The organism is Rhodococcus sp. NCIMB 12038, assembly GCF_002165735.1.
In the GTDB taxonomy this organism is placed as follows: Bacteria; Actinomycetota; Actinomycetes; order Mycobacteriales; family Mycobacteriaceae; genus Rhodococcus_F.
The window spans coordinates 44,595-63,855 of record NZ_NHML01000028.1 but is presented as its reverse complement, the minus strand read 5'-3'; the positions used below and the strand labels follow the sequence as shown (position 1 = coordinate 63,855).

Below are 19,261 nucleotides of genomic sequence, written 5' to 3'. Positions count from 1 at the left end.
ATAGATGCAGGGGCAGAGTGCTATTCGCAGTGCGCTATTGCCGGAAAGCGTCCAGTCCCTCGCTGGCCATCCGCACCATGTGGTCGGCCAGCCCGGCGGTGCGGGTCACCTTGGCGGGCCAGTACGCGATCGAGAAGATCATGCCCAGGCAGGACTGGGTTGCCACCGAAACCTCCGCCGGTGACGCGGCGGGAATCGACCGCGCCACCGCGGCCTCCCACCCCTGGACGTACTGCTTGCGCCTGCGGTTGATCGCCTTCCGCCACGGATCGACCAGCGACCGGTCTTCACGCTGGCTGACGTTCACGAGATGGCGGTGCCGGGCAGCATAGAGCGCGTGGTGGCGGATCATCCGCTGGAGATCGAGCTCCGCGTCCTCGTGCACCGGTTCGGTGGCGCCGATCAACTCGTCCATCGCCTCGTCGAACAGGGTGGCCAAAATCTCGTCCTTGCCCGAGAAATGACGATAGATGGCAGGACCGCTCAGACCGGCACGGGAGCCCAGTTCATCGACACTCGTCCCGTGAAAGCCTTTTTCGTAGAACAGCTCTGCGGCGGTGTCGAGGATCTTCCTGTTCCGGTCCACACCTGCATCCTAGCACTCGTTGTTAACGATCGTTATTATGAGCCGATGACGTCACCAGCCGGAATCCCCTCATACCTCCAGGTGGTTGCACTGCCCCGCGAATGCGGGCCCGTGCTCATTCCGTCCGCCTACGAGGACGAGAACGGCCATATGAACATCCGCCACTACTTCGACCTCGAGGCGCAGGCGATCGCGGAAGTGTTCGACCGGATGGGCATCACCGACGACTACCGCAGCACCCGCGGCCAGGGGTTCTTCACCGCGGAGCATCACATCCGCTACTACGCCGAAGTCCACGTCGGCGACCGCGTGTCGGTGCACGCGCAGATCGTCGAACGCTCGGACAAGGTAGTCCACGCGATGGCGTTTCTCGTCGACGACACGACCGAACGCCTCGCGAGCACCCTCGAGGTCACCGCGACCCACGTCGACCTCACCAGCCGCCGAGTGGTCCCGTTCGCGGCCGACGTCGCGGACGCCGTCGACCGGGAACTGGCCGGCATCGACGTCGACTGGCCGGCCCCGGTGTGCGGCGCGATGGGCGTCCGCGCCAGGGCCGCGCGGTGACGGCGTCGGACCGAGCTCCGATCATCCATTGACGCGCACCTTCTCGGTTCTCGCACTCGCTACGGGTGCCGACAGGGGGTGCGTGAGCACAGAAGCAGCGCGTCTGTGACCATCGTGCACCCAATTATGTTCGTGACCAATCGAATTCAGCAGGTAAGCACGTCCTGAAGCCCGGGAGCCCACTGCGGCTCGTCCCACGGGCTCCGTGCGAGTCAATTTTCGCCGATTCCCACTTTTTGCAGAGACACGCGAATCCATCACCGCAGGTACAGGCGTTTTTCGCCCCCGCTCTTGAAAACGCTCGTTATCAGCGCTACCTTTGTCATAAGGTAAGACCAAAAGAACTTCGCGGGCGGCTCACGCTCCGCGGGCGACACGAAAGGACCAACAGGTCGATGAGTGACTTCACGAGTGACTTCACGGATGTGACGTACGAGGTCGAGAACGGACTCGCCTGGATCACGATCAACCGGCCCGAGCGGTACAACGCGTTCCGTGCGCGGACGGTCGACGAGTTGGTGAAGTCGTTCAAGAAGGCATGGGGCAGCTCCGAGGTCGGGGCGATCGCGCTCACCGGCGCCGGGGAGAAGGCGTTCTGCTCGGGTGGCGACCAGAAGCAGCGGATGGAGACCGGCGACTACGGCCCGTCCGACAGTGGTCTGTTCGAGGTCGAGGCTCTGCACCGCGTGCTCCGCGACGTGCCCAAGCCCGTGATCGCCGCGGTCAACGGTGTCGCGGTCGGTGGCGGCCACGTGCTGCACCTGCTGTGCGATCTGTCCATCGCCGTCGACCACGCGATCTTCGGGCAGAACGGGCCGCGTGTGGGATCGTTCGACGCCGGCCTCGGCACCGGCTACCTGGCACGGGCCATCGGCGAGAAGCGCGCACGTGAGATCTGGTTCCTGTGCCGCCGCTACAGCGCTGAGCAGGCCCTCGACTGGGGTCTGGTCAACAAGGTGGTGCCCGGTGACCAGTTGCGGGCAGAGGTCCGGGCATGGGCCGACGAGATCCTGCAGCTCTCGCCGACGGCGCTGAAGGTACTCAAGCAGTCGCTCAACGCCGACACCGAGCACTTCATCGCACAGGGCAACATGGCCTACTCGACGCTCAAGCTGTTCGGTGAGTCCGCCGAGGCCATCGAGGGAATCAGCGCGTTCAACGAGAAGCGCAAGCCCGACTTCTCCAAGTTCCGCGGGGCCTGACCGTCCGGGGAGGCGGGGCGTACGCGCCTCGCCTCCCGCCGGCCGCGCCGATCGAAACCCTCCCCCTCACGCGAGAGAGCAGCCGCAGCTATGCGTTTCACCCGAGAGCAACAGGAGTTCGCGGTTGCCGTCCGCGAGTTCTGCGCCGCCGAATGCAAGACCCTCCAGCAACGGGACGCGCTGACCGAGGGCGGCACACTGGCGAACAGCCCCCTCATCCTCGAGAAGTTCGCGGGTCTCGGCTGGCTCGCCGTCTCGCCGCCGGAGGAGTTCGGCGGGGGCGGGGCCGGAATGGTCGAGGAATGCATCTTCCTGGAGGAATCCGCCCGCGGCCTCGCACCCATCACCGCCTACTCCACCGGTCTCACCGCCGCGCAGACCTATCTTCGCTACGGCACCGACGAGCAGAAGCGCACCATCGTCGGCAACATGGCCGCCGGCAAACTCGAGGCGATCGCCCTCAGCGAGCCTGGCGCGGGCTCTGATCTCGGTGGCGTCCGGATCAAGGCGGAACTGGTCGACGACCACTACGTCATCAACGGGCAGAAGACGTGGATCTCCGCGGCCCACGTCGCCGAGCACATCCTGCTCCTGGCCCGGACCGACTCCTCCGGCAACAAGCACCAGGGCCTGACCCTGTTCATGGTGCCTGCCGACGCCCCGGGCCTCGAGATCCACGAAATCCAGACCATGGAAGCCCGGACCTGCAACGACCTGTACTTCACCGACGTCGCGGTCCCGGCGAGCGCAGTCGTCGGCACACCGAACCAGGCGTGGCGCCACCTCATGCGCGGACTGAGCGTCGAACGCCTCATCATCGCGACGATGGCACTGGGCGGCGCCCAGCGTTCGCTCGACGACCTGATCGCGTTCGTCACCGAGCGTGAACAGTTCGGCCAGAAGATCAGCAGCTTCCAGGCCATCCGGCACCGGATCGCGGACCTCGCCACGGACATCGCCTTCGCGAAGTCCTTCGTGTACGAGGTCGCCGAGCGGATCGACGCGGGCGAGGAAGACAACCTCAACCGCGAGGGCTCGATGGCCAAGCTGAGATGTACCGAGATCGCGAAGAAGACCGCACTCGAGGCGATGCAGATGATGGGCGGCTACGGCTACACCCGCGAGTACGGCATGGAGGAGCAGGTTCGCCGTTCTCTGGCACCACCGATCTACGGCGGTACCAACGAGATTCAGCGTGAGATCATCAGCAAGAGCCTGGGCCTGTAGCCCTCGTTCCCCATCGTAAGGACCATCGCATGACCACCACTCCCTTCACCTCCGACGCCCTCGCGGGCAAGCGCGTCCTCATCACCGGCGGGGGCACCGGACTCGGCCGCGGTGTCGCGCGCCACCTCGTCGACCACGGCGCCGAAGTCCACCTGTGGGGCCGCCGTCCCGCCGTACTCGAGGAAGCCGCGGCGGAGGCGTCCGTCTCCCGGCCGGGTTCGGTCCACTGGCAGACCGTCGATGTGCGCAAGGCAGATCTCGTGTCGGCCGCAATGGACGAGATCTGGACGCTCCACGGTCCGCTCACCGGCGTGATCAACAACGCTGCCGCGAACTTCATCGCCCCCACCGAATCACTCAGCCCGCGTGCCTTCGAAGCCGTCACCTCCACGGTGATGAACGGGTCGTTCAATACCACTCACGCCGCGGGCCGCCGCTGGATCGAAGGCGGGACCAAGGGCGTCGTTCTGTCGACGCTCACCACCTGGGTCTGGAGCGGATCCGCGTTCGTCGTCCCGTCCGCGATGGCGAAGGCCGCCGTGCACTCGATGACGATGTCGCTCGCCGTCGAATGGGCGCGCTACGGGATCCGCCTCAACGCCCTGGCCCCGGGACCCATCCCGACGGACTACGCGTGGGAGATGCTCAACCCGACCGAAAAGAGTGCCGTCGGCGCGACCCAGGCCGACCAGGTGCCGATGGGCCGGATGGGCACGATGGAGGAACTGGCCAACCTCACCATCTTCCTGCTGTCGGATGCCTGCGATTACCTCACCGGCCAGACCATCGCCATGGACGGCGGCCAGATGCTCGCCGGCCCCGGCACTTTCGCCGGCCTGACATCGATGAGCAACGAGGACTGGGCCACCGCCCGGGAAAAGAGCAAGGCCGCCAGCGAAGCCGCCAAGTCGCAGCGCGGAGTCTGACCCCCTCACAGACCGGGCCTGCCAGTCGGTGACGACAAGTCCCGGCCGGCAGGCCTTTCTCATGCGCGCTCGTAGTCCGCGCCGTATCCGCCGGAAGAGACATGACAACCGATAATCTCCAGGCACTTCCGTTCATCTCGGCGGGTGCCGAAGCACTGTTCCGTGTGGCTCCCGTCATCGGCGACGCCACTCACGGCAAGTCTCGGATGCAGACCGGACGGTGGATGTCCGACGAACGCGGCCTGCCGTGCCGTGGCGCTCTCGGCGTCCTGATGGACGACGTCACGGGATACCCGATCGCCGCCCGCATCCCGGCCGGACATTGGGCCGTCACGACGGAACTTCACCTCGACTTCGCACGCAGCCCGGCGGTCGACGGTTCGATCCTCCATGCGGAGAGCAGCGTCGTCTCATCCGACGCGGATGGCGGCCTGGCAACCGGCCGGGTCGTCGACGAGTCCGGGCGGGTGGTGGCCATCGCCAGCGCTCGGCTCCGGTTCGTCGCCGCGGAGATAACGACCGGAATTGCGGACGACTACGTGCCACCCATCGTACCGAGCGCGTCCTCGATCATCGAACTGCTCGGTGCCCACCACCGGCGGGACAATGCCGCCGCAGGGCTGGAACTGGAAGCCGCCGAATCGCACTGCAATCCGCTCGGCAACGTTCACGGCGGTATCCTCCTGTGCGCCTCCGAGATCGCCGGTCTCTCCGCGGTGACACCGGAGCCCGAGTTCCAGACGACCTCGATCGCCATGGCGTTCGTGCGCCCATGCCCGGGGACCGAGCCGCTCACCTTCGCTCCCCGGGTCATTTACCGTGGCCGCAGCTTCGCCGTCGTCCAGGTCGCCGCGCGCAATCGAGCCGGAAAGACCTGCACCACAGCGACGGTCACGTGCCATCGTGTCTAGTTTGCGCACGAAACAAGAGCGGTGCAGAGCCGACGTGTCCTGACTCAACGACACCATCTGCCATCCGATCCGAGACATTGCCAGAGCGTCTGACGCCAGTGCAGGGCTTCTTCCGTCAACTCGAGGCGGGGCGTGTTCGAGGATTCCGATATTTCAGTGAGAGCGGTCACCGTCATTGCGTGAGAAACCGCAGTTCAGCGCATCCGCCAGCTGACACGTCGGGCGGGCGCCGTCGACGACGGTGAGTGCCGATAGCCGGGCAGGGTCGTGTTCTGCCAGAATGTATTGGATGTGCGCTTCTCGTCCGTCCGTGTCTGTCGTCCCCGAAGCGGTCGAGATGCAGCACGGGAGTGCTCGGATCGTCCTCCTGCGCATCCTCGGTGACCTCGTACACCCGACGAGCAAACCAGTGCCGACTACGGCGTTGCTGACGGTTCTTTCAGATGCGGGCTTCGGCACACACGCAGCGCGTCAAGCTATCTCACGGTGCGCGCGGATGGGCGTGCTGACCGGAGAAAAGGACGGACGGAGTACCCGATGGTTGCTGACTCAGGCGGGCAAAGACCTCGTCATCGACGGTAATGATCGAGCCCGGCAGCTCGGTACGCAGCCGGGACAGTGGAATGGTCGCTGGCTCATGTTGGCCGTTTCCGTGCCGCATGAACGCAGAGTGATACGGCAGAAGCTGTACCGGACTTTGAGCTGGGTGGGGTGTGGTACGCCGGTGCCGGGAATATGGATCACAGCTCACTCGGACAGGCGAGGGCGAATCTCTACAGCGCTTCAACGATTCGGGCTCGATCAGACAGCGGTGTCGTTCATTGGCGAGGCGAGCGGAATCGGATTGTCGGACGCCCAGCTTGTAAGCCAAGCCTGGGATCTCGACGCGGTGAGTAGAAGCTACAGGGCGGCAACAAGCCTCTTCGATGCCGCTCCTGAACCCGTATCCGGCGCCGATGCGGTCCGGTTGCTCTTGCACGTTGACGAGGTCTTGCAGAAGCTGGTTGCCGAGGATCCATGGCTTCCCTCTGAGCTGTGCCCGGACTGGACAGGGCGACAAGACGCGACACGACTGCTTTCATATCGTGACTCATTGCTCGTGCCTGCGCGCACGTACTGGGACACCTTGCTCCGCCGCTAACCCGACATTTGACTTCGACGGCGACCCCTCAGAGCCGCAATCGTCGCCGCCCTGATCGAGTACTTCCATGAACTACGGGCGGACCCCGCGTTGCTCTCCCGGCTCGAGGACGAGGACTGTTCGGAAGCTGGAGCCCTGGACGCACGCTGGCCGAGGTCAAGAATTGCGGTACCCAGATCGGCAGCATCGGCGGGGACATGACTTCGCCGGCGCTCGTAGCCGCACCCCTCGACAGGCGCCGTACTCAACGCAGCGGTTGCGCCGATGCGGGCCTGACTCCTCTCCGAACTCCGAGTACCCGCCGACAAGCATCCCACTATTGAGCCGGTCGTTCACCCGGCGGTCCACCTGGAGCGCCGGCCCGAGGAACCGCACCGCCCGGGCCGTCAGGGTATTGACAGACCATCCTCGGTATCTATTATTAGACCAAAATCACGTTCAAAACACTTTCAGTGTCTGAGATCCACCGAAGCCAGTCGCCGGGCCACCACGCGCCAACTCGCCAGCGATCACCATTTCTGAGCTACAAGAAACTCCCACGGAAGCGGCAAATAGGACTCTGTGAACCTGCCGATGCGTTGAAGCCGAATCTCGCGCTTCGTCCTTCGGCGCATCACCCAATTCGCCTCGCGACCTCGAGTAAGGACATCAAGCAATGGATTTTGCACTTTCGGAAGCACAGCAGGCACTTGTAGACGCCGCAAAGAGGTTCTCTCGCACCGAACTGGCACCCTTCTACCGCCGCCGCGAACAGGATGGCCGACTTGACCGGGATGTTCTGCAGCGAATGGGTGAACTCGGCTTCTTCGGGGTCGAACTCGCCGAGGAATATGGTGGGCTCGAACTCGACGCTGTCACGGCTGGACTCGTTCTCGAAGCGCTGTGTGCGGACGACATGAACTTCGGATACGTGGCGGTCACGGTGTCGCTCCTCGGCCAGATTCTGCAGAAGCACGGAATACCCGACGCGGTGCGGCCGTGGATCACAGGCATGGTGTCCGGCAGGTTGTTACCGGCCATCGCACTCACAGAGCCGCGAGGCGGCTCGGACGCAGCGCATCTCACTCTCAGCGCTCGACGCGACGGTGACCACTATGTCCTGAACGGCGAGAAGACATCTATCAGCATGGCGACGCAGGCCGACTTTTGCGTCCTGTTCGCTCGCACCGGCACGAAGGAAGCCGCCGCGAAGGGCATCAGCGCTTTCCTCGTCCCCTTGGATAACTCCAACATCAAGAAGACAGGATTCGACGACCACGGCACCATCAGCGTGGGGCGCGGATCATTGTTCTTCGACGACGTGCTGGTACCCGCCGAATACCTCCTCGGCGAGGCGAACAAGGGGTTCGTCCAAGTCATGCAAGGTTTCGACTACAGTCGCGCCCTACTCGGAATCCTATGCCTCGCCGTCGCCCGCCGCTCGCTCGACGACGCCTGGGAGCATGCCCGCACCAGGGAAGCGTTCGGCAAACCGCTTGCGTCGTTCCAAGGCGTGACGTTCCCGCTCGCCGAGGCCGAAACCCATCTTCTCGGTGCCCGTCTGGTGTGCCTCTACACCCTGTGGTTGAAGGATCAGGCACTGCCGCACACCGCGGAGGCGGCAATGTGCAAATGGTGGGGGCCCAAGCTGGCCTACGACATCGTCAACACCTGCCTCCTGACGCACGGTCATGGCGGCTACTCGAAGGAACTGCCCCTTGAACAGCGGATGCGCGATCTGCTGGGACTCCAGATCGGTGACGGCACAGCACAAATCATGAAGATTCTCATCGCTCGATCACACGTCGGCCATCTGGCCGCGTGATGCTCACCTACCATTCACCGAGAAGGACACGACACATGCTCGATACCGAATCCTGCTCCGTCGAGATCATCGACGGCATCGGCCACATCACATTGAACCAGCCGGCACGCGGTAACCCCTTCGACCTATGCTTCAACACCGAACTCAGCCTTATCGCCACCGAGATGGACGAGAACCCCGAGGTCCGGTGTGTACTACTCGATGCCAATGGAAAGTACTTCAGCGTGGGCGCCGACCTGAAGACGATGACTCGCGATCAAGCAGAACTCCCTCGCTTCATCAAGAACGCGACAGCGGGCCTACACATGGCCCTGTCTCGGTTCGCGCGAATGGACGCACCGCTGGTCGTAGCGGTACACGCCCTGGCCGTCGGCGGGTCCGTGGCGCTGTCGGCGGCCGCTGATTTTTGCATTGCGGCTCGATCGGCGAAATTCTATGCCGCCTACACCGGTATCGGACTGGTACCGGACGGCGGCGGAACAACCTTCATTCCGCATCGCGTCGGAGTTCGACGAGCGATGGAACTCCTGATGAGAAATGAAACATGGACCTCCGAACAGGCCTGCGAATACGGATTGATCAACTATGTCGTCGACGACGACCGATTGACCGATGAGGCATGGGCGCTTGCCCGGGAGCTCGCTTGCGGTCCCACACTGGCGTTCGGTGAGATCAAGAACCTACTCCAGTCCACTTGGGAGCAGCCGATCGAGGCGCAGATGGAACGAGAAGCACGCGCGATGGTACGCGTGACGAAATCTGAAGACGGGTGGAACGCCGTGCAGTCCGTGCTGTCGAAGCAGAAGCCGGCCTTCCACGGACGCTGACCAATTCGTCCCGTCGAGCCAGTTCCTTCCAACGGCAGGACCGTACGGACCATCTCATGTCGGGAAGGAGCTAAACGTAGTGAGATCCGCCTGATCACCACATGAATCTCTCCAATCAGGCTGCAGCTGTGCCCCCAACTGACCCATTTCATAACGAGAGGCTCTCAGATGAAAGCTGAATCTATGGACTCGAGGCCGATCGACCCAGTATTGCGGGATGCCGATCACGAACAGCGTGACCGCGCCAAGAAAGCCGCTATTGCCGGCGGTGTTGGAACACTGATCGAGTACTACGACTTCAGCCTGTACGGCTACTTGGCTATCATCATGGCGCCGTTGTTCTTCCACGCGGAAAGCGCGGCAACTTCGCTCCTGTCCGCGCTGGCAGTCTTCGGGACCGCGTATCTCATGCGACCACTCGGTGGACTCGCTTTCGGCTACATCGGCGACAAGTTCGGCCGACGGCGTGCGCTGCTCGGAACGTTGATGTGCATGGGCATCGGCAGCGTTGCGATGGGACTGCTGCCGACATACGAGCAGGCCGGGGTCTGGGCGGTGGTCCTTCTCGTTACCATCCGCCTGCTCCAGGGCTTCTCGGCGGGTGGTGAGGTCGGTGGATCAGCGACTCTTATATCTGAGTCCGCCCCGAGCCACCTCAAGGCCACGTACGCGGCCTTCACACCCCTCGGCTCGACGCTGGGTTTCGGCCTTGCCGCGGCCTCCGCAGGTGCAGTGTCTCTGATCGCCACGGACGAGCAAATGAACTCGTGGGGATGGCGCCTCCCGTTTCTGCTGGCCCTGCCGCTGATGCTGGTATGCCTGTGGGCGCGGCGGCGGGTGGATGAGACCTACCTACCCGATGAAACGGCGGTGCGCGACAGGCCGTTGCTGACACTGTTCCGCACGCACAGCCGCGCAGTGACCCAGGCCGTCGGGTTGTCCTTGGCGATCAACGGAACTGCGTACATCTGTCTGACATATATGAGTATCCACTTGACCAAGACGCTCGGTTACGACCGCACCGCCGTCTACTGGATTTCCTGCCTCGTACTGGTTATCAGCGCCCTCGGGATGCTCGTCGGCGGGCGTCTCGGAGACCGATTCGGTCGAGTACGAATTACTGCTGTCAGTCTTGTGTTCATCTCAGCTATCGCCTATCCGGCAATGGCAGCGATGAATCTGAACTTACTGACTGCAGCGATCCTCTATCTGCTGATGATGCTCAGCACCGTGGGTATCCAGGTGGGTGTCCTGACCCTGATGCCGTTGCTGTTCGATCAGAATGTTCGGTTCACCGGCGTCGCCACGTCCTACAACGTCGGCGTCATCATCGCCGGAGGAAGCGCGCCGCTCATCGCGGTGTCGCTGGTGGAGTGGACCGGCGACGATCGGGCGCCGGCCTACTTCGTGATAGTCACAGCAGCGATCGGCTTGCTGTCCCTTTTCTCCGTAACCAGAAAATCCGCTGTCAGCGACCGGCATTCGGCGACCTGAAGAACGTCCGGCGGGAACCGATGACGAGCATGTCAACTGCGATGACGGTCGAGCGCTCCATAACCGTTCCATCAGCCCCTTCTTCGCGAACAGAGAGGTAAGTAGATGTCCCCAACAATGGCTGGCGACGATCATGGGACCGTCGAGGCCCGATATGGCGCGGAAGCAGCGACGCACTTCCGGAATCAGGGATTTTGGGCCGATGACTCGTTGAGCTCGTGGGTTGATCGATGGGCGCGCGAACGGCCGGGATCACGGGCTGTCTCCGACGGTGTCCGTGAGTTGACTTTCGCTCAGCTGAGCAACCAATCTGCACGACTGGCGATCCGCCTGCTCGAACTCGGCATCCACGCCGGCGACCGAGTCGCCATACAGCTGCCCAACTGGGTGGAGTTTGTCATGGCCTACGCGGCGATCAACCGCGTCGGCGCAATCCTCGTTCCGATCATGCCGGTCTATCGCCACACCGAAGTGCTACACATCCTACAATCGGCGGAACCGAAAGTGGTTTTGACCACCGGAAACTTCCGCGGATTTGATCATGCGGCAATGTTTCGCGAACTGCGTGGCGAAGCACCCAGCGTATCCCGGTTGATAATCGCACGATCCAAAGTCGTCGACTCCTCCTTCGAAGAGAGAATCGACGACACGGTGGCAGAGGGTCAATCCGCAACAGCCTTGGCAGCGCAACTGGGGCCATATCCACATTCCGATCAAGGTCATGCGATCATCTACAGTTCCGGCACCGAATCGACCGCCAAAGGGTGCTTACACACCTGGAACACGGCCGCGTTTACTGCAAGATTCCTCGCTCGTGATGTCTTCCGACTCACCGCGGTTGACACAATGTTCATGCCTTCGCCTCTTGCGCACACAACGGGCATCGAGATCGGAATCCTGGCTCCTTTGATTGCGGGTGCACAGATCCACCTTCTCGATGTCTGGGATCCTGAAATCGCACTTGCCAGGATTCAGCAGTTCGCGTGCACTGCCGCCGCGTCAGCGACGCCTTTCGTGCGAATGGTCCTCGATACACCGTCTTCCCGTCGGCATGACCTGTCCACGATGCGGGTTTGGCTATGTGCCGGGGCTCCGATCCCGACCACTCTCGCCATGGAGTTTGCGGAGGTCTTCAATCAGGGCACGCTGCTGCCGTTGTACGGGTGTACCGAGGTCGGTGTGGCGACGGTGTGCCATCCGGACGATGACCTCGAGACCATCTCGACTTCTGATGGAAGAGTCTTGGCCCGGGGTGTCGATATCAAACTCATCGATCACGTCGGTGAGCGAGTCGGTGCAGGTCAAGAAGGTGAAATTTGCTACCGAGGGCCGGGAGCAATGTTGAGCTACTGGCGCGACCATGAAAACACCCGCGCTGCTATCGACGACGAAGGTTGGCACCACTGTGGGGATCTCGGGCGAGTGGACGCAGACGGCTACCTGCGAGTCACCGGTCGTCTGAAAGACATAATCATCCGGGGAGGCCAGAACCTCAGTGCCCGAGAGATCGAAGAGCACCTCCTCACGCATCCCGCAATCAAGGACGTCGCCGTGGTCCCGTACCCCGACGAGCGCCTCGGAGAGAAAGTGTGCGCGTTCATAACCGTTCAGGATGGGACACCGCTGTCAGTCTCGGATATTCGTTCGTTTCTGACGAATAAGAGAAAGGTCGCGATACAGAAAGTCCCAGAGAAAGTACTTACGATCGACGAGCTACCTCGGACTGCCAGCGGCAAAGTGCAGAAATTCGTTCTGCGCAAACAAGCTACTTCAACTGTCCGATGAGGTTGGAACAATCGACAACGTACAAGCATGGGGTGATACCCACCAAGGACGCAGCCACGGTCATGCTGGTACGCGAGCGCAGTTCGAGCGTTGAAGTGTTCTTGCTGCGACGGGTGAAAGGCATGCCTTTCGCCGGAGGAGCAACAGTGTTTCCCGGCGGTGGCGTCGACCCTACGGACGCACATTCCCGGGGCACCTGGGCCGGCCCGTCAGACACATGGTGGGCCGATCGGCTCCGAACGACCCCGACTACGGCCAGGGTACTCGTGATGGCGGCCGTCCGAGAGACATTCGAGGAGTGCGGTGTCCTGCTCGCCGGTCCGACTCCGGACACCCTCGTCGACAACACTTCTCAATATTCACACATGCGAAAGGCGCTCGAGAGTAAGCAATTGACCTTCGGTGACTTTCTCGAACGCGAGAGCTTGGTCGTCCGGACGGATCTCCTGCGACCCTGGTCGCATTGGATAACGCCGATCGGAGAGAAGCGCCGATACGACACCCGATTCTTTGTCGCAGCGGTACCGGAGGGGCAAGTTGCAGACGGCGCGACAACTGAGGCGGAGGCGGTGCTCTGGCAGACCCCGAAAGACGCCATCAATCAATGGTGCGCCGGCGGAAGCATGCTGATGCCGCCGACGTGGAGTCAGCTGACCACCCTGAGCGAATACCGAACTGTTGCCGAGATCCTTGAAGTCACGCCGGAAATTCCGGCGATTCTGCCTCAGATAATCGTGGACGGCGTGCGGATGCGCGTCGAGTTTCCCGGGCAGGAAGGCTATTTCGGAAGCGGCGGGCCACTACCGTGGTAGCACGCCACACGACTCGCACAGTTGGCGATGGACAGCGAATAGTGCGCCGCGACTCGTGCAATGAGTCCCGATCATGTTTACAGGTTTCAGCATGAGTGGATAGTGGCTGCAGCCTCCAACATGCCGTCGATCTCAACGATCTTGGCCCTTGGGCGTCCCTCGCTCTGCCCTATGGTCTGTTCGAACTTGTCTATTCTCTGCCAACCTGCGTAGTCGATCGCATCCGGCTTTCGTTCTTGCACGAGATCGAAGATTGAGCGACTGCTGCGTGTTGGAGGCGTCAGCCGTCCGTTAGTGTGGTCGTCGAGTAGACACGTGACCGTTTCGATCGAGCAGTGCTTGTTCGTACCGATGACGCCGGAAGGACCACGTTTGATCCACCCGGTCACGTACACACCCACCTGAGTTTCTCCCGTACCCGGATCCACAACCTGCCCTTTGTGGTTCGGGATGATTCCGCGTTCGACGTCGAAGGGAAGGCCGGGCATCGGGCGGCCTCGATAGCCGACCGATCGTACAACGAGTCCGCATTCGAGTACCTCTGTGATCTTCGTCGGACCGATGGCAGATTGACCGTTGTCATCAGCCAGCATCTCATTGCGCCGCAATCGTATACCTCGAACGCGATCGTCACCGAGGATCTCCTCTGGGGAGGCCAGGTATCGCAGCACTATCCGACGTGTGGCACCGCCTGCGGGTCGTAACGCGAGTTCTTCGGCAACTTGCGTCTTCAGGGTTGTCGGCGAACAAGCTGTCTGATCGATCTCGTTCTGGAGGAATTCGGCTTCTACCGCGGGACAATCGAGGGCTAGCTCGACCTCGGTTCTCAACCCGGCCAGTCCTAACAACTCGGGTGTCGTGTAAGCGGCGTGCGCCGGATCACGGCGGCCTACCACGACGACCTCTCGAATGCCGCTGCCTGCCAGCGCTGACAAGGCGTGTCCAGCGATATCCGTACGGGCCAATTCCCGTACATCGCGTGTGAGGATCCGCGCGATATCCAGCGCCACATTACCGTTTCCAAGTATCACCGCCCGCTCGGTGGACAGGTCGAAGGTATGGCCGGCGTGATCGGGATGGCCGTTGTACCACCCGACCAGATCGGTTGCCGACACGCTTCCCGGCAGGTCCGCCCCAGGAATGCCCAGTCGCTTGTCTGCGGGCGCACCTACCGCGTAGATGACCGCATGATGGTGGGCTAGCAGTTCGTCGTGCGTAAGGTGCGTCCCGATCTCTACGCCGAGGTGGAAGAACACCCCCGGTCGACTAGCCATTCGCTCGAATGTCTTTGTCGCAGACTTGGTGTGCTGATGGTCCGGCGCAACTCCATAGCGAACCAGGCCCCACGGCGTGGGCAGACGGTCGAAGATGTGGACCTCGACGTCGAGACCCGGTGTCGTCGTCAACTCGTCGGCTGCATAGCAGGCGCTCGGCCCGGACCCCACAATGGCCACTCTCAGCGGGCCTACCGATGACACGTTGTGGTCGGATCGCTCGCGCGCGACTCTTTCGCGCCTGTATTGCGTTCGTGTCGAGTCATCGAAGTAGCGCGCGTTGAGTTCCGCGTACCTGGCGGTCGCGGGGGTCAGGACCGAATCCGGGACGATCGCGTCCACCGGGCAGACGTCGACATCCGTGCATGCCCCGCAGTCGATACAGGTGGCAGGATCGATGTAGAGCATTTCTGCGCGGGCATAATCAGGCTCGTCAGGGGTTGGGTGGATGCAGTTGACTGGGCAGACGCTCACACAGGTCGCATCGTTACAACACTGCTGGGTGATCACGTGCGGCATTGAGCATCGATCCCTTCGATCGAGACGGGAATGTTCGTCATTCGTGGCTGCCCGGTGTATCGATCGAACTTGTCGGAGGTGGACACGAGGCGGCTGGGGCTGCTGCCGACTGCCCACACTTCCTCGTCGCCATCAGTGGGTCCGTAACCGAATGCCATCGACACCAACCCGGTTCGTAATGCCGGATCCTTCATTGCTACAGCGGTGATGGATGACAGATCCGAGCTGATTCGAACGAGCGTGCCGTCGGACAAACCCAGCTCGGTCATATCGTCGGGGTGCATGAACGCCGGGTTGTAGGGGACGCCACGGTGGGTTCGATCGATGTTGCAGGAGGAGTTGTAGACGTGAAGGTGTCGTCGGCACAGGAGTCGGTAGGGACGGTCCGGCCGAAGCGGCTCGACTACGCGGGTATGTTCTGTCAGCTGGGCGAGCATCAGGCCGTTGCCGATGTCGAGGCGATCGAGCACTTCGGGGTCGCCTGCCTGCACCGTTAGGAGATCGGTCGTTCGTGTCATTCCGTCAGGATGCGATTTGACTTTCGATAGGGGGATTGCGGAACCCTCGGACAGGATTTCGAGAAGTTCGTCGGTCGTCAGGTCGTCGTCGATCGGCCGGGACGGGGACGAAGGGCATCCGAATGGGTTTACCTCGACCGGATACCCGAGTCGTTTCATGAGCCCGTGGAAGAACCGCCACTCTTCGATGACATCGGACCCTTCGGGGCGCTCGACAACGGCAGACGAATACTGTGCGTACGCTTGCCCGATCCCGTAGCCCGTTCCCCTCGCCGCCAGCGCATCGAGAAACACGGTCGACGAGGGCGCCTCTAGCGGCATCGTCGGTGCGATCACGTAATCGGCCAAACGGGCCGACGCGGAATACCACGGGTCGATCTGCACGAACAGTTCCAGGGATTCGAGCGCCTCGACTGTCCGCCGCTGATCTGGGAACGCTACGGCCGGATTGCCTCCCCAGCTGATCAGTGCACGCACCTGTCCCTCCCCCGGGGTGAGAATCTCCTCCGGCAGCGTTGCAGTCGGCATCCCTGCCCGGGTCTTACGCAATCCGCGGACCCGCACTTCACCCTGCAATGCCCAATCGCGATCCGGAGATTTGGCCTCGGCTACGGGCACGTAGGAGGGGAGCAACGTGGGTGAGGCGGAAACGGTCTCGCCCGCGCGCAGCCAGCGTCCGCACAGGGTCTCGAGAACTAGCACCAGGTACTCGACCAGAGTGCCCTCGCCCGCCATATTCGGCCCGGTTCCCGCCATGGTGTACCCACGCTTCGCAGTGGCGTAGCAGCGAGTGGCGGCGACGAGGTCCGCACCGGCTATCCCCGCCCGCTGCGCCACCTCGTAGGGGTCGAACCCGTGCACCGCGGCGGCCAACTCCGAAAGTCCGTGCACGTGTCTTGCCACGAAGTCCCGATCGAACAAACCCTCGTCGATGACGATCCTGATCATGGCCGCCAGAATCGCAACGTCGTGCCCAGGAGCCGCCTGCAGGTACCAATCGGCGTGCTGTGCCACATCGGTCCGGCGTGGATCGACGACGATGAGTTTGCAACCCCTGGCAAGTGTGTCCAGGAGCCATCGTTTGGGCGAGCCCGCCGGAAAGCCCGTGCAGGTAACCATCGGGTTGATCCCGATCAGCAGTATGGCCTCCGGTGCGTCGAAACCTTGGGACGGAGCGGACCAATACCCGAGGAGGGACTGCGCGACCTGCTTTCCGCCCTTGTCGATAGTGTTCGGGTCGAACCTCATATCGGAGCCGAGGGCATCGAACAGGGCGTTGTGCAGTGGCGCCGCCGTCGGCGCGGTCGTGATATGCGCCATCGTCCCTGCATAACTGGCGATTGCCCGCGGCCCGTACCGGTCGCGGATGTCCGCAAGTTTGGCGGCGATCTCGTCCATTGCCTGCTCGACGGGGAGACGAGCATGGCCGGCAGGTGTCCGCACCAGCGAATGCACGAGACGATCGGCGTGGCGGAGGTATTCGTGCTGCGACCGTCCTTTGACACAGGTGTATCCGCCGTACACCTGATTGCGACTGTTCCCGTGGATCGCGGTCGCGACTCCGTCCTCGACGTCGACAAGTATCGAACAGTGATTGATGCAGATCCTGCAGAAAGAGTTTCGCGTGTGCTTCACGGGTCTCCGTTCATGGACGGTCGATGCGGCAGCGGCGGACCATCGCCGGTTTGCTCGCCTCGAGTGGATCAGTGCCGAGTACGGATGTCCGAGTCGAACTCGTAGTTCGCCAACCGCTCCCGCAGCACCCGGGCGCCTTCCAGTACTTCGCCGGCCTCGTCGGCGAGATCGACGACGACGAGCGGGCGCAGGCCGGTGTTGTCGACCCGGACTTCGTAGGCAACGCTGTCCGGGAGGACGGCCCTGACTTGGGCGTGTACTTCGCGTTCGGTGGCAAGCATCCGAAGTACTGGTTTGGCGAGCTTCCCGACCGGAGTCAGCGGAAGTTGATCGAGCACGATCACCTCGACCGGTGTCGCTGCTCGTTCCTGGACGTGTTCTCGGCAGAAGGCCAGCAGTTCACCCGGCTCCACTGTGGCGCCCTCTTCGAGTTGGACGAACGCCACCGGAAGCTCACCTTTGGCCGCATCCGGCCGGCCGACCGCGGCGACGAGGTGGACCGCGGGATGGCGGTCGAGTGCGTACTCGATCTCGCTGGGGTCGATGTTGTGGCCGCCCCGGATGATGAGGTCCTTCGCACGCCCGGACACCCAGACGTACCCGTCTTCGTCGACGGCGCCGAGATCGCCCGTGTTCGCCCATGCCTGACCGTCCGGCATTCCCACCACGAAGAAGTCCTTGTTCAGTTCTTCGTTGAGATACCCCTGGCTGACGATCGGGCCGCCGATCACGAGCGTCCCGCGCTCGCCCGGCGGGCACTGACGAACGAACCGCCCATCGTCGTCGAGTTCGATCGCGCGGACCTGGCAGAACGGAAGCGGTGTGCCTGCCGAGCCGATCCGAGGTGCCGATCCGTCGTTCAGGTGCCCGGTCACCGTTCCGTGCACCTCGGTCATTCCCCAGTTCTCGCGCAGCCAGATGCCGAACCGCTCGTGGAAGGCGCGGACGAGTTCGGTCGGCACGGCGCTGCCGCCGACGTGGAAGTCCTCGATGCAATGATCCTTCCGTGAACCGCCGGGCAGGCTGAGCAACGCCTGGGCGGTCGTCGGCGTGGCGAGTAGGGACGTGACCCGATAGTGGCGAGCGATGTCCCAGAACTTCTCGACCACCGCGCGGTTTCGGTATCCCTCCGACGTCATTGTCAGCAGGGTCTGTCCGTACAGCAGCGACCGCAAACCGAGCGAGACACTGCCCCCGCAGTGGAAGTTCGGCATGCCGTGGGCCACCACGCCGTCCGGCCGCGGTCCCATCAGAGCACCGACGTTCCAGGTGACGGTCAATTGACCGAATTGGGACATGCGAACCAGCTTCGGCGTTCCGGTGGTGCCACCGGTCGGCATCAGGACAGCGTCGCGATGCGGATCGAGGTCGCGATCGAAAGTCAGCCCGGACCCTGCGTAGCTATCCATGGCGGTGAGCAGATCGTGCGGACCGTCCGGGGCGTCGACGAAGAAGACCGACTGCAGGGTGGGCACGGCTTCGAGGATCGCGTCGACGTCCCCACCACATTTCTCGTCGACTGTCCCGCGCACGGTGACCAGGGTGGTACAGCGGGCGTCGTTCATGATGCGCACGAGCGAGGAGAGCTCGAGGAAGGGGTTGAGTGGAACCGCGATCCCGGACGTCGCCGCTCCCCAGATCGCGACCAGGCCCTCCGGCAGCATCGGCAGCATCACCGCGACCACGCTGGGCGAGTCGCCGGCGCGGTCGTGGAAAAGACTGGCCGCGCGTTCGATCGATCCGATCAGTTCGCGGTAGGTGACGACACGCGCCGGGACGAGGAAGTCGGGCGGTTCGATCGTCACGATCGCGTTCTTGTCCGGATGCTCGGCCGCAGCCGCGGCGAGCGCGTCGTAGAACGTCGCGCCGGTACGCAAGTCATCGGGCGAGAACGTCGTCTCGATGGACGTGATGTCGTCCCGGTTTGCGATTCTCCGCCGCAGTATTCGTGGCGGCGTGGGGTCGACGCGAGACTGCGGATGCGCTGGGGCGGGCGAGTGCACCATCCGTGCGGGCCTTTCTCGAGGGTTCTG

At 63.0% G+C, this 19,261-nt stretch carries 15 protein-coding genes; 11 read left to right on the top strand and 4 right to left on the bottom strand.

What is annotated here, in order from left to right:
* Window positions 1–34 precede the first annotated feature (34 nt).
* Entirely contained in the window at window positions 35–586 is a 552-nt protein-coding gene (locus CA951_RS32450; protein WP_087560775.1) for a TetR/AcrR family transcriptional regulator, read from the bottom strand.
* Between the two features lie 45 nt (window positions 587–631).
* On the opposite strand from CA951_RS32450, the gene CA951_RS32445 reads away from it, so the two are divergent.
* From CA951_RS32445 to CA951_RS32395, 11 genes are all read left to right on the top strand, one after another.
* Complete coding sequence (locus tag CA951_RS32445; RefSeq protein WP_087560774.1) at window positions 632–1,153, top strand: thioesterase family protein; 522 nt, start codon at window positions 632–634, stop codon at window positions 1,151–1,153.
* Window positions 1,154–1,548: 395 nt separating this feature from the next.
* Window positions 1,549–2,355, top strand: coding sequence for an enoyl-CoA hydratase-related protein (locus CA951_RS32440; protein WP_087560773.1), 807 nt, complete (start codon window positions 1,549–1,551; stop codon window positions 2,353–2,355).
* Window positions 2,356–2,445: 90 nt separating this feature from the next.
* Complete coding sequence (locus CA951_RS32435; protein ID WP_087560772.1) at window positions 2,446–3,582, top strand: acyl-CoA dehydrogenase family protein; 1,137 nt, start codon at window positions 2,446–2,448, stop codon at window positions 3,580–3,582.
* 29 nt (window positions 3,583–3,611) lie between these two features.
* Window positions 3,612–4,508, top strand: a complete 897-nt coding sequence (locus CA951_RS32430) for an SDR family oxidoreductase (RefSeq protein ID WP_087560771.1) — start codon at window positions 3,612–3,614, stop codon at window positions 4,506–4,508.
* A gap of 101 nt (window positions 4,509–4,609) precedes the next feature.
* Window positions 4,610–5,419 (top strand): PaaI family thioesterase, encoded by an 810-nt coding sequence (locus CA951_RS32425; protein WP_087560770.1) that lies wholly within the window; start codon window positions 4,610–4,612, stop codon window positions 5,417–5,419.
* 310 nt (window positions 5,420–5,729) lie between these two features.
* A complete protein-coding gene (locus CA951_RS32420) occupies window positions 5,730–6,560 on the top strand; it encodes a PaaX family transcriptional regulator C-terminal domain-containing protein (protein ID WP_179220392.1) in 831 nt (276 codons plus the stop codon).
* Window positions 6,561–7,215: 655 nt separating this feature from the next.
* The gene (locus tag CA951_RS32415; protein ID WP_087560768.1) at window positions 7,216–8,364 is read left to right on the top strand and encodes an acyl-CoA dehydrogenase family protein; all 1,149 of its coding nucleotides are present in this window, start codon (window positions 7,216–7,218) and stop codon (window positions 8,362–8,364) included.
* 35 nt (window positions 8,365–8,399) lie between these two features.
* Window positions 8,400–9,191 (top strand): enoyl-CoA hydratase/isomerase family protein, encoded by a 792-nt coding sequence (locus tag CA951_RS32410; RefSeq protein WP_087560767.1) that lies wholly within the window; start codon window positions 8,400–8,402, stop codon window positions 9,189–9,191.
* 168 nt (window positions 9,192–9,359) lie between these two features.
* On the top strand, window positions 9,360–10,685 hold the full coding sequence (locus CA951_RS32405; protein WP_256974184.1) for an MFS transporter: 1,326 nt from the start codon (window positions 9,360–9,362) through the stop codon (window positions 10,683–10,685).
* A 105-nt stretch (window positions 10,686–10,790) separates the two neighbouring features.
* Window positions 10,791–12,470, top strand: a complete 1,680-nt coding sequence (locus CA951_RS32400) for an AMP-binding protein (RefSeq protein ID WP_218780545.1) — start codon at window positions 10,791–10,793, stop codon at window positions 12,468–12,470.
* Window positions 12,467–13,282 (top strand): NUDIX domain-containing protein, encoded by an 816-nt coding sequence (locus tag CA951_RS32395; RefSeq protein WP_087560764.1) that lies wholly within the window; start codon window positions 12,467–12,469, stop codon window positions 13,280–13,282. Before CA951_RS32400 ends, CA951_RS32395 begins: the two co-directional genes overlap by 4 nt.
* A gap of 86 nt (window positions 13,283–13,368) precedes the next feature.
* Here the strand turns inward: CA951_RS32395 and CA951_RS32390 are convergent, their stop codons facing one another.
* The 3 genes from CA951_RS32390 to CA951_RS32380 form a co-directional block, all read right to left on the bottom strand.
* A complete protein-coding gene (locus CA951_RS32390) occupies window positions 13,369–15,075 on the bottom strand; it encodes a ferredoxin (RefSeq protein ID WP_087560763.1) in 1,707 nt (568 codons plus the stop codon).
* Window positions 15,063–17,228: a molybdopterin-dependent oxidoreductase gene (locus CA951_RS32385; protein WP_087560762.1), complete on the bottom strand. Its 2,166-nt coding sequence runs from the start codon at window positions 17,226–17,228 to the stop codon at window positions 15,063–15,065. Before CA951_RS32385 ends, CA951_RS32390 begins: the two co-directional genes overlap by 13 nt.
* A 68-nt stretch (window positions 17,229–17,296) precedes the next feature.
* Window positions 17,297–19,234, bottom strand: coding sequence for an AMP-binding protein (locus tag CA951_RS32380; protein ID WP_087560761.1), 1,938 nt, complete (start codon window positions 19,232–19,234; stop codon window positions 17,297–17,299).
* Window positions 19,235–19,261: the final 27 nt, after the last annotated feature.

Excerpts from the sequence above, each read along its gene's own strand:
- CA951_RS32445 (WP_087560774.1), top strand. The coding sequence starts at position 632 with ATGACGTCACCAGCCGGAATCCCCTCATACCTCCAGGTGGTTGCACTG.
- CA951_RS32440 (WP_087560773.1), top strand. The coding sequence starts at position 1,549 with ATGAGTGACTTCACGAGTGACTTCACGGATGTGACGTACGAGGTCGAG.
- CA951_RS32435 (WP_087560772.1), top strand. The coding sequence starts at position 2,446 with ATGCGTTTCACCCGAGAGCAACAGGAGTTCGCGGTTGCCGTCCGCGAG.
- CA951_RS32430 (WP_087560771.1), top strand. The coding sequence starts at position 3,612 with ATGACCACCACTCCCTTCACCTCCGACGCCCTCGCGGGCAAGCGCGTC.
- CA951_RS32425 (WP_087560770.1), top strand. The coding sequence starts at position 4,610 with ATGACAACCGATAATCTCCAGGCACTTCCGTTCATCTCGGCGGGTGCC.
- CA951_RS32415 (WP_087560768.1), top strand. The coding sequence starts at position 7,216 with ATGGATTTTGCACTTTCGGAAGCACAGCAGGCACTTGTAGACGCCGCA.
- CA951_RS32410 (WP_087560767.1), top strand. The coding sequence starts at position 8,400 with ATGCTCGATACCGAATCCTGCTCCGTCGAGATCATCGACGGCATCGGC.
- CA951_RS32405 (WP_256974184.1), top strand. The coding sequence starts at position 9,360 with ATGAAAGCTGAATCTATGGACTCGAGGCCGATCGACCCAGTATTGCGG.
- CA951_RS32400 (WP_218780545.1), top strand. The coding sequence starts at position 10,791 with ATGTCCCCAACAATGGCTGGCGACGATCATGGGACCGTCGAGGCCCGA.
- CA951_RS32395 (WP_087560764.1), top strand. The coding sequence starts at position 12,467 with ATGAGGTTGGAACAATCGACAACGTACAAGCATGGGGTGATACCCACC.
- CA951_RS32390 (WP_087560763.1), bottom strand. The coding sequence starts at position 15,075 with ATGCCGCACGTGATCACCCAGCAGTGTTGTAACGATGCGACCTGTGTG.
- CA951_RS32380 (WP_087560761.1), bottom strand. The coding sequence starts at position 19,234 with ATGGTGCACTCGCCCGCCCCAGCGCATCCGCAGTCTCGCGTCGACCCC.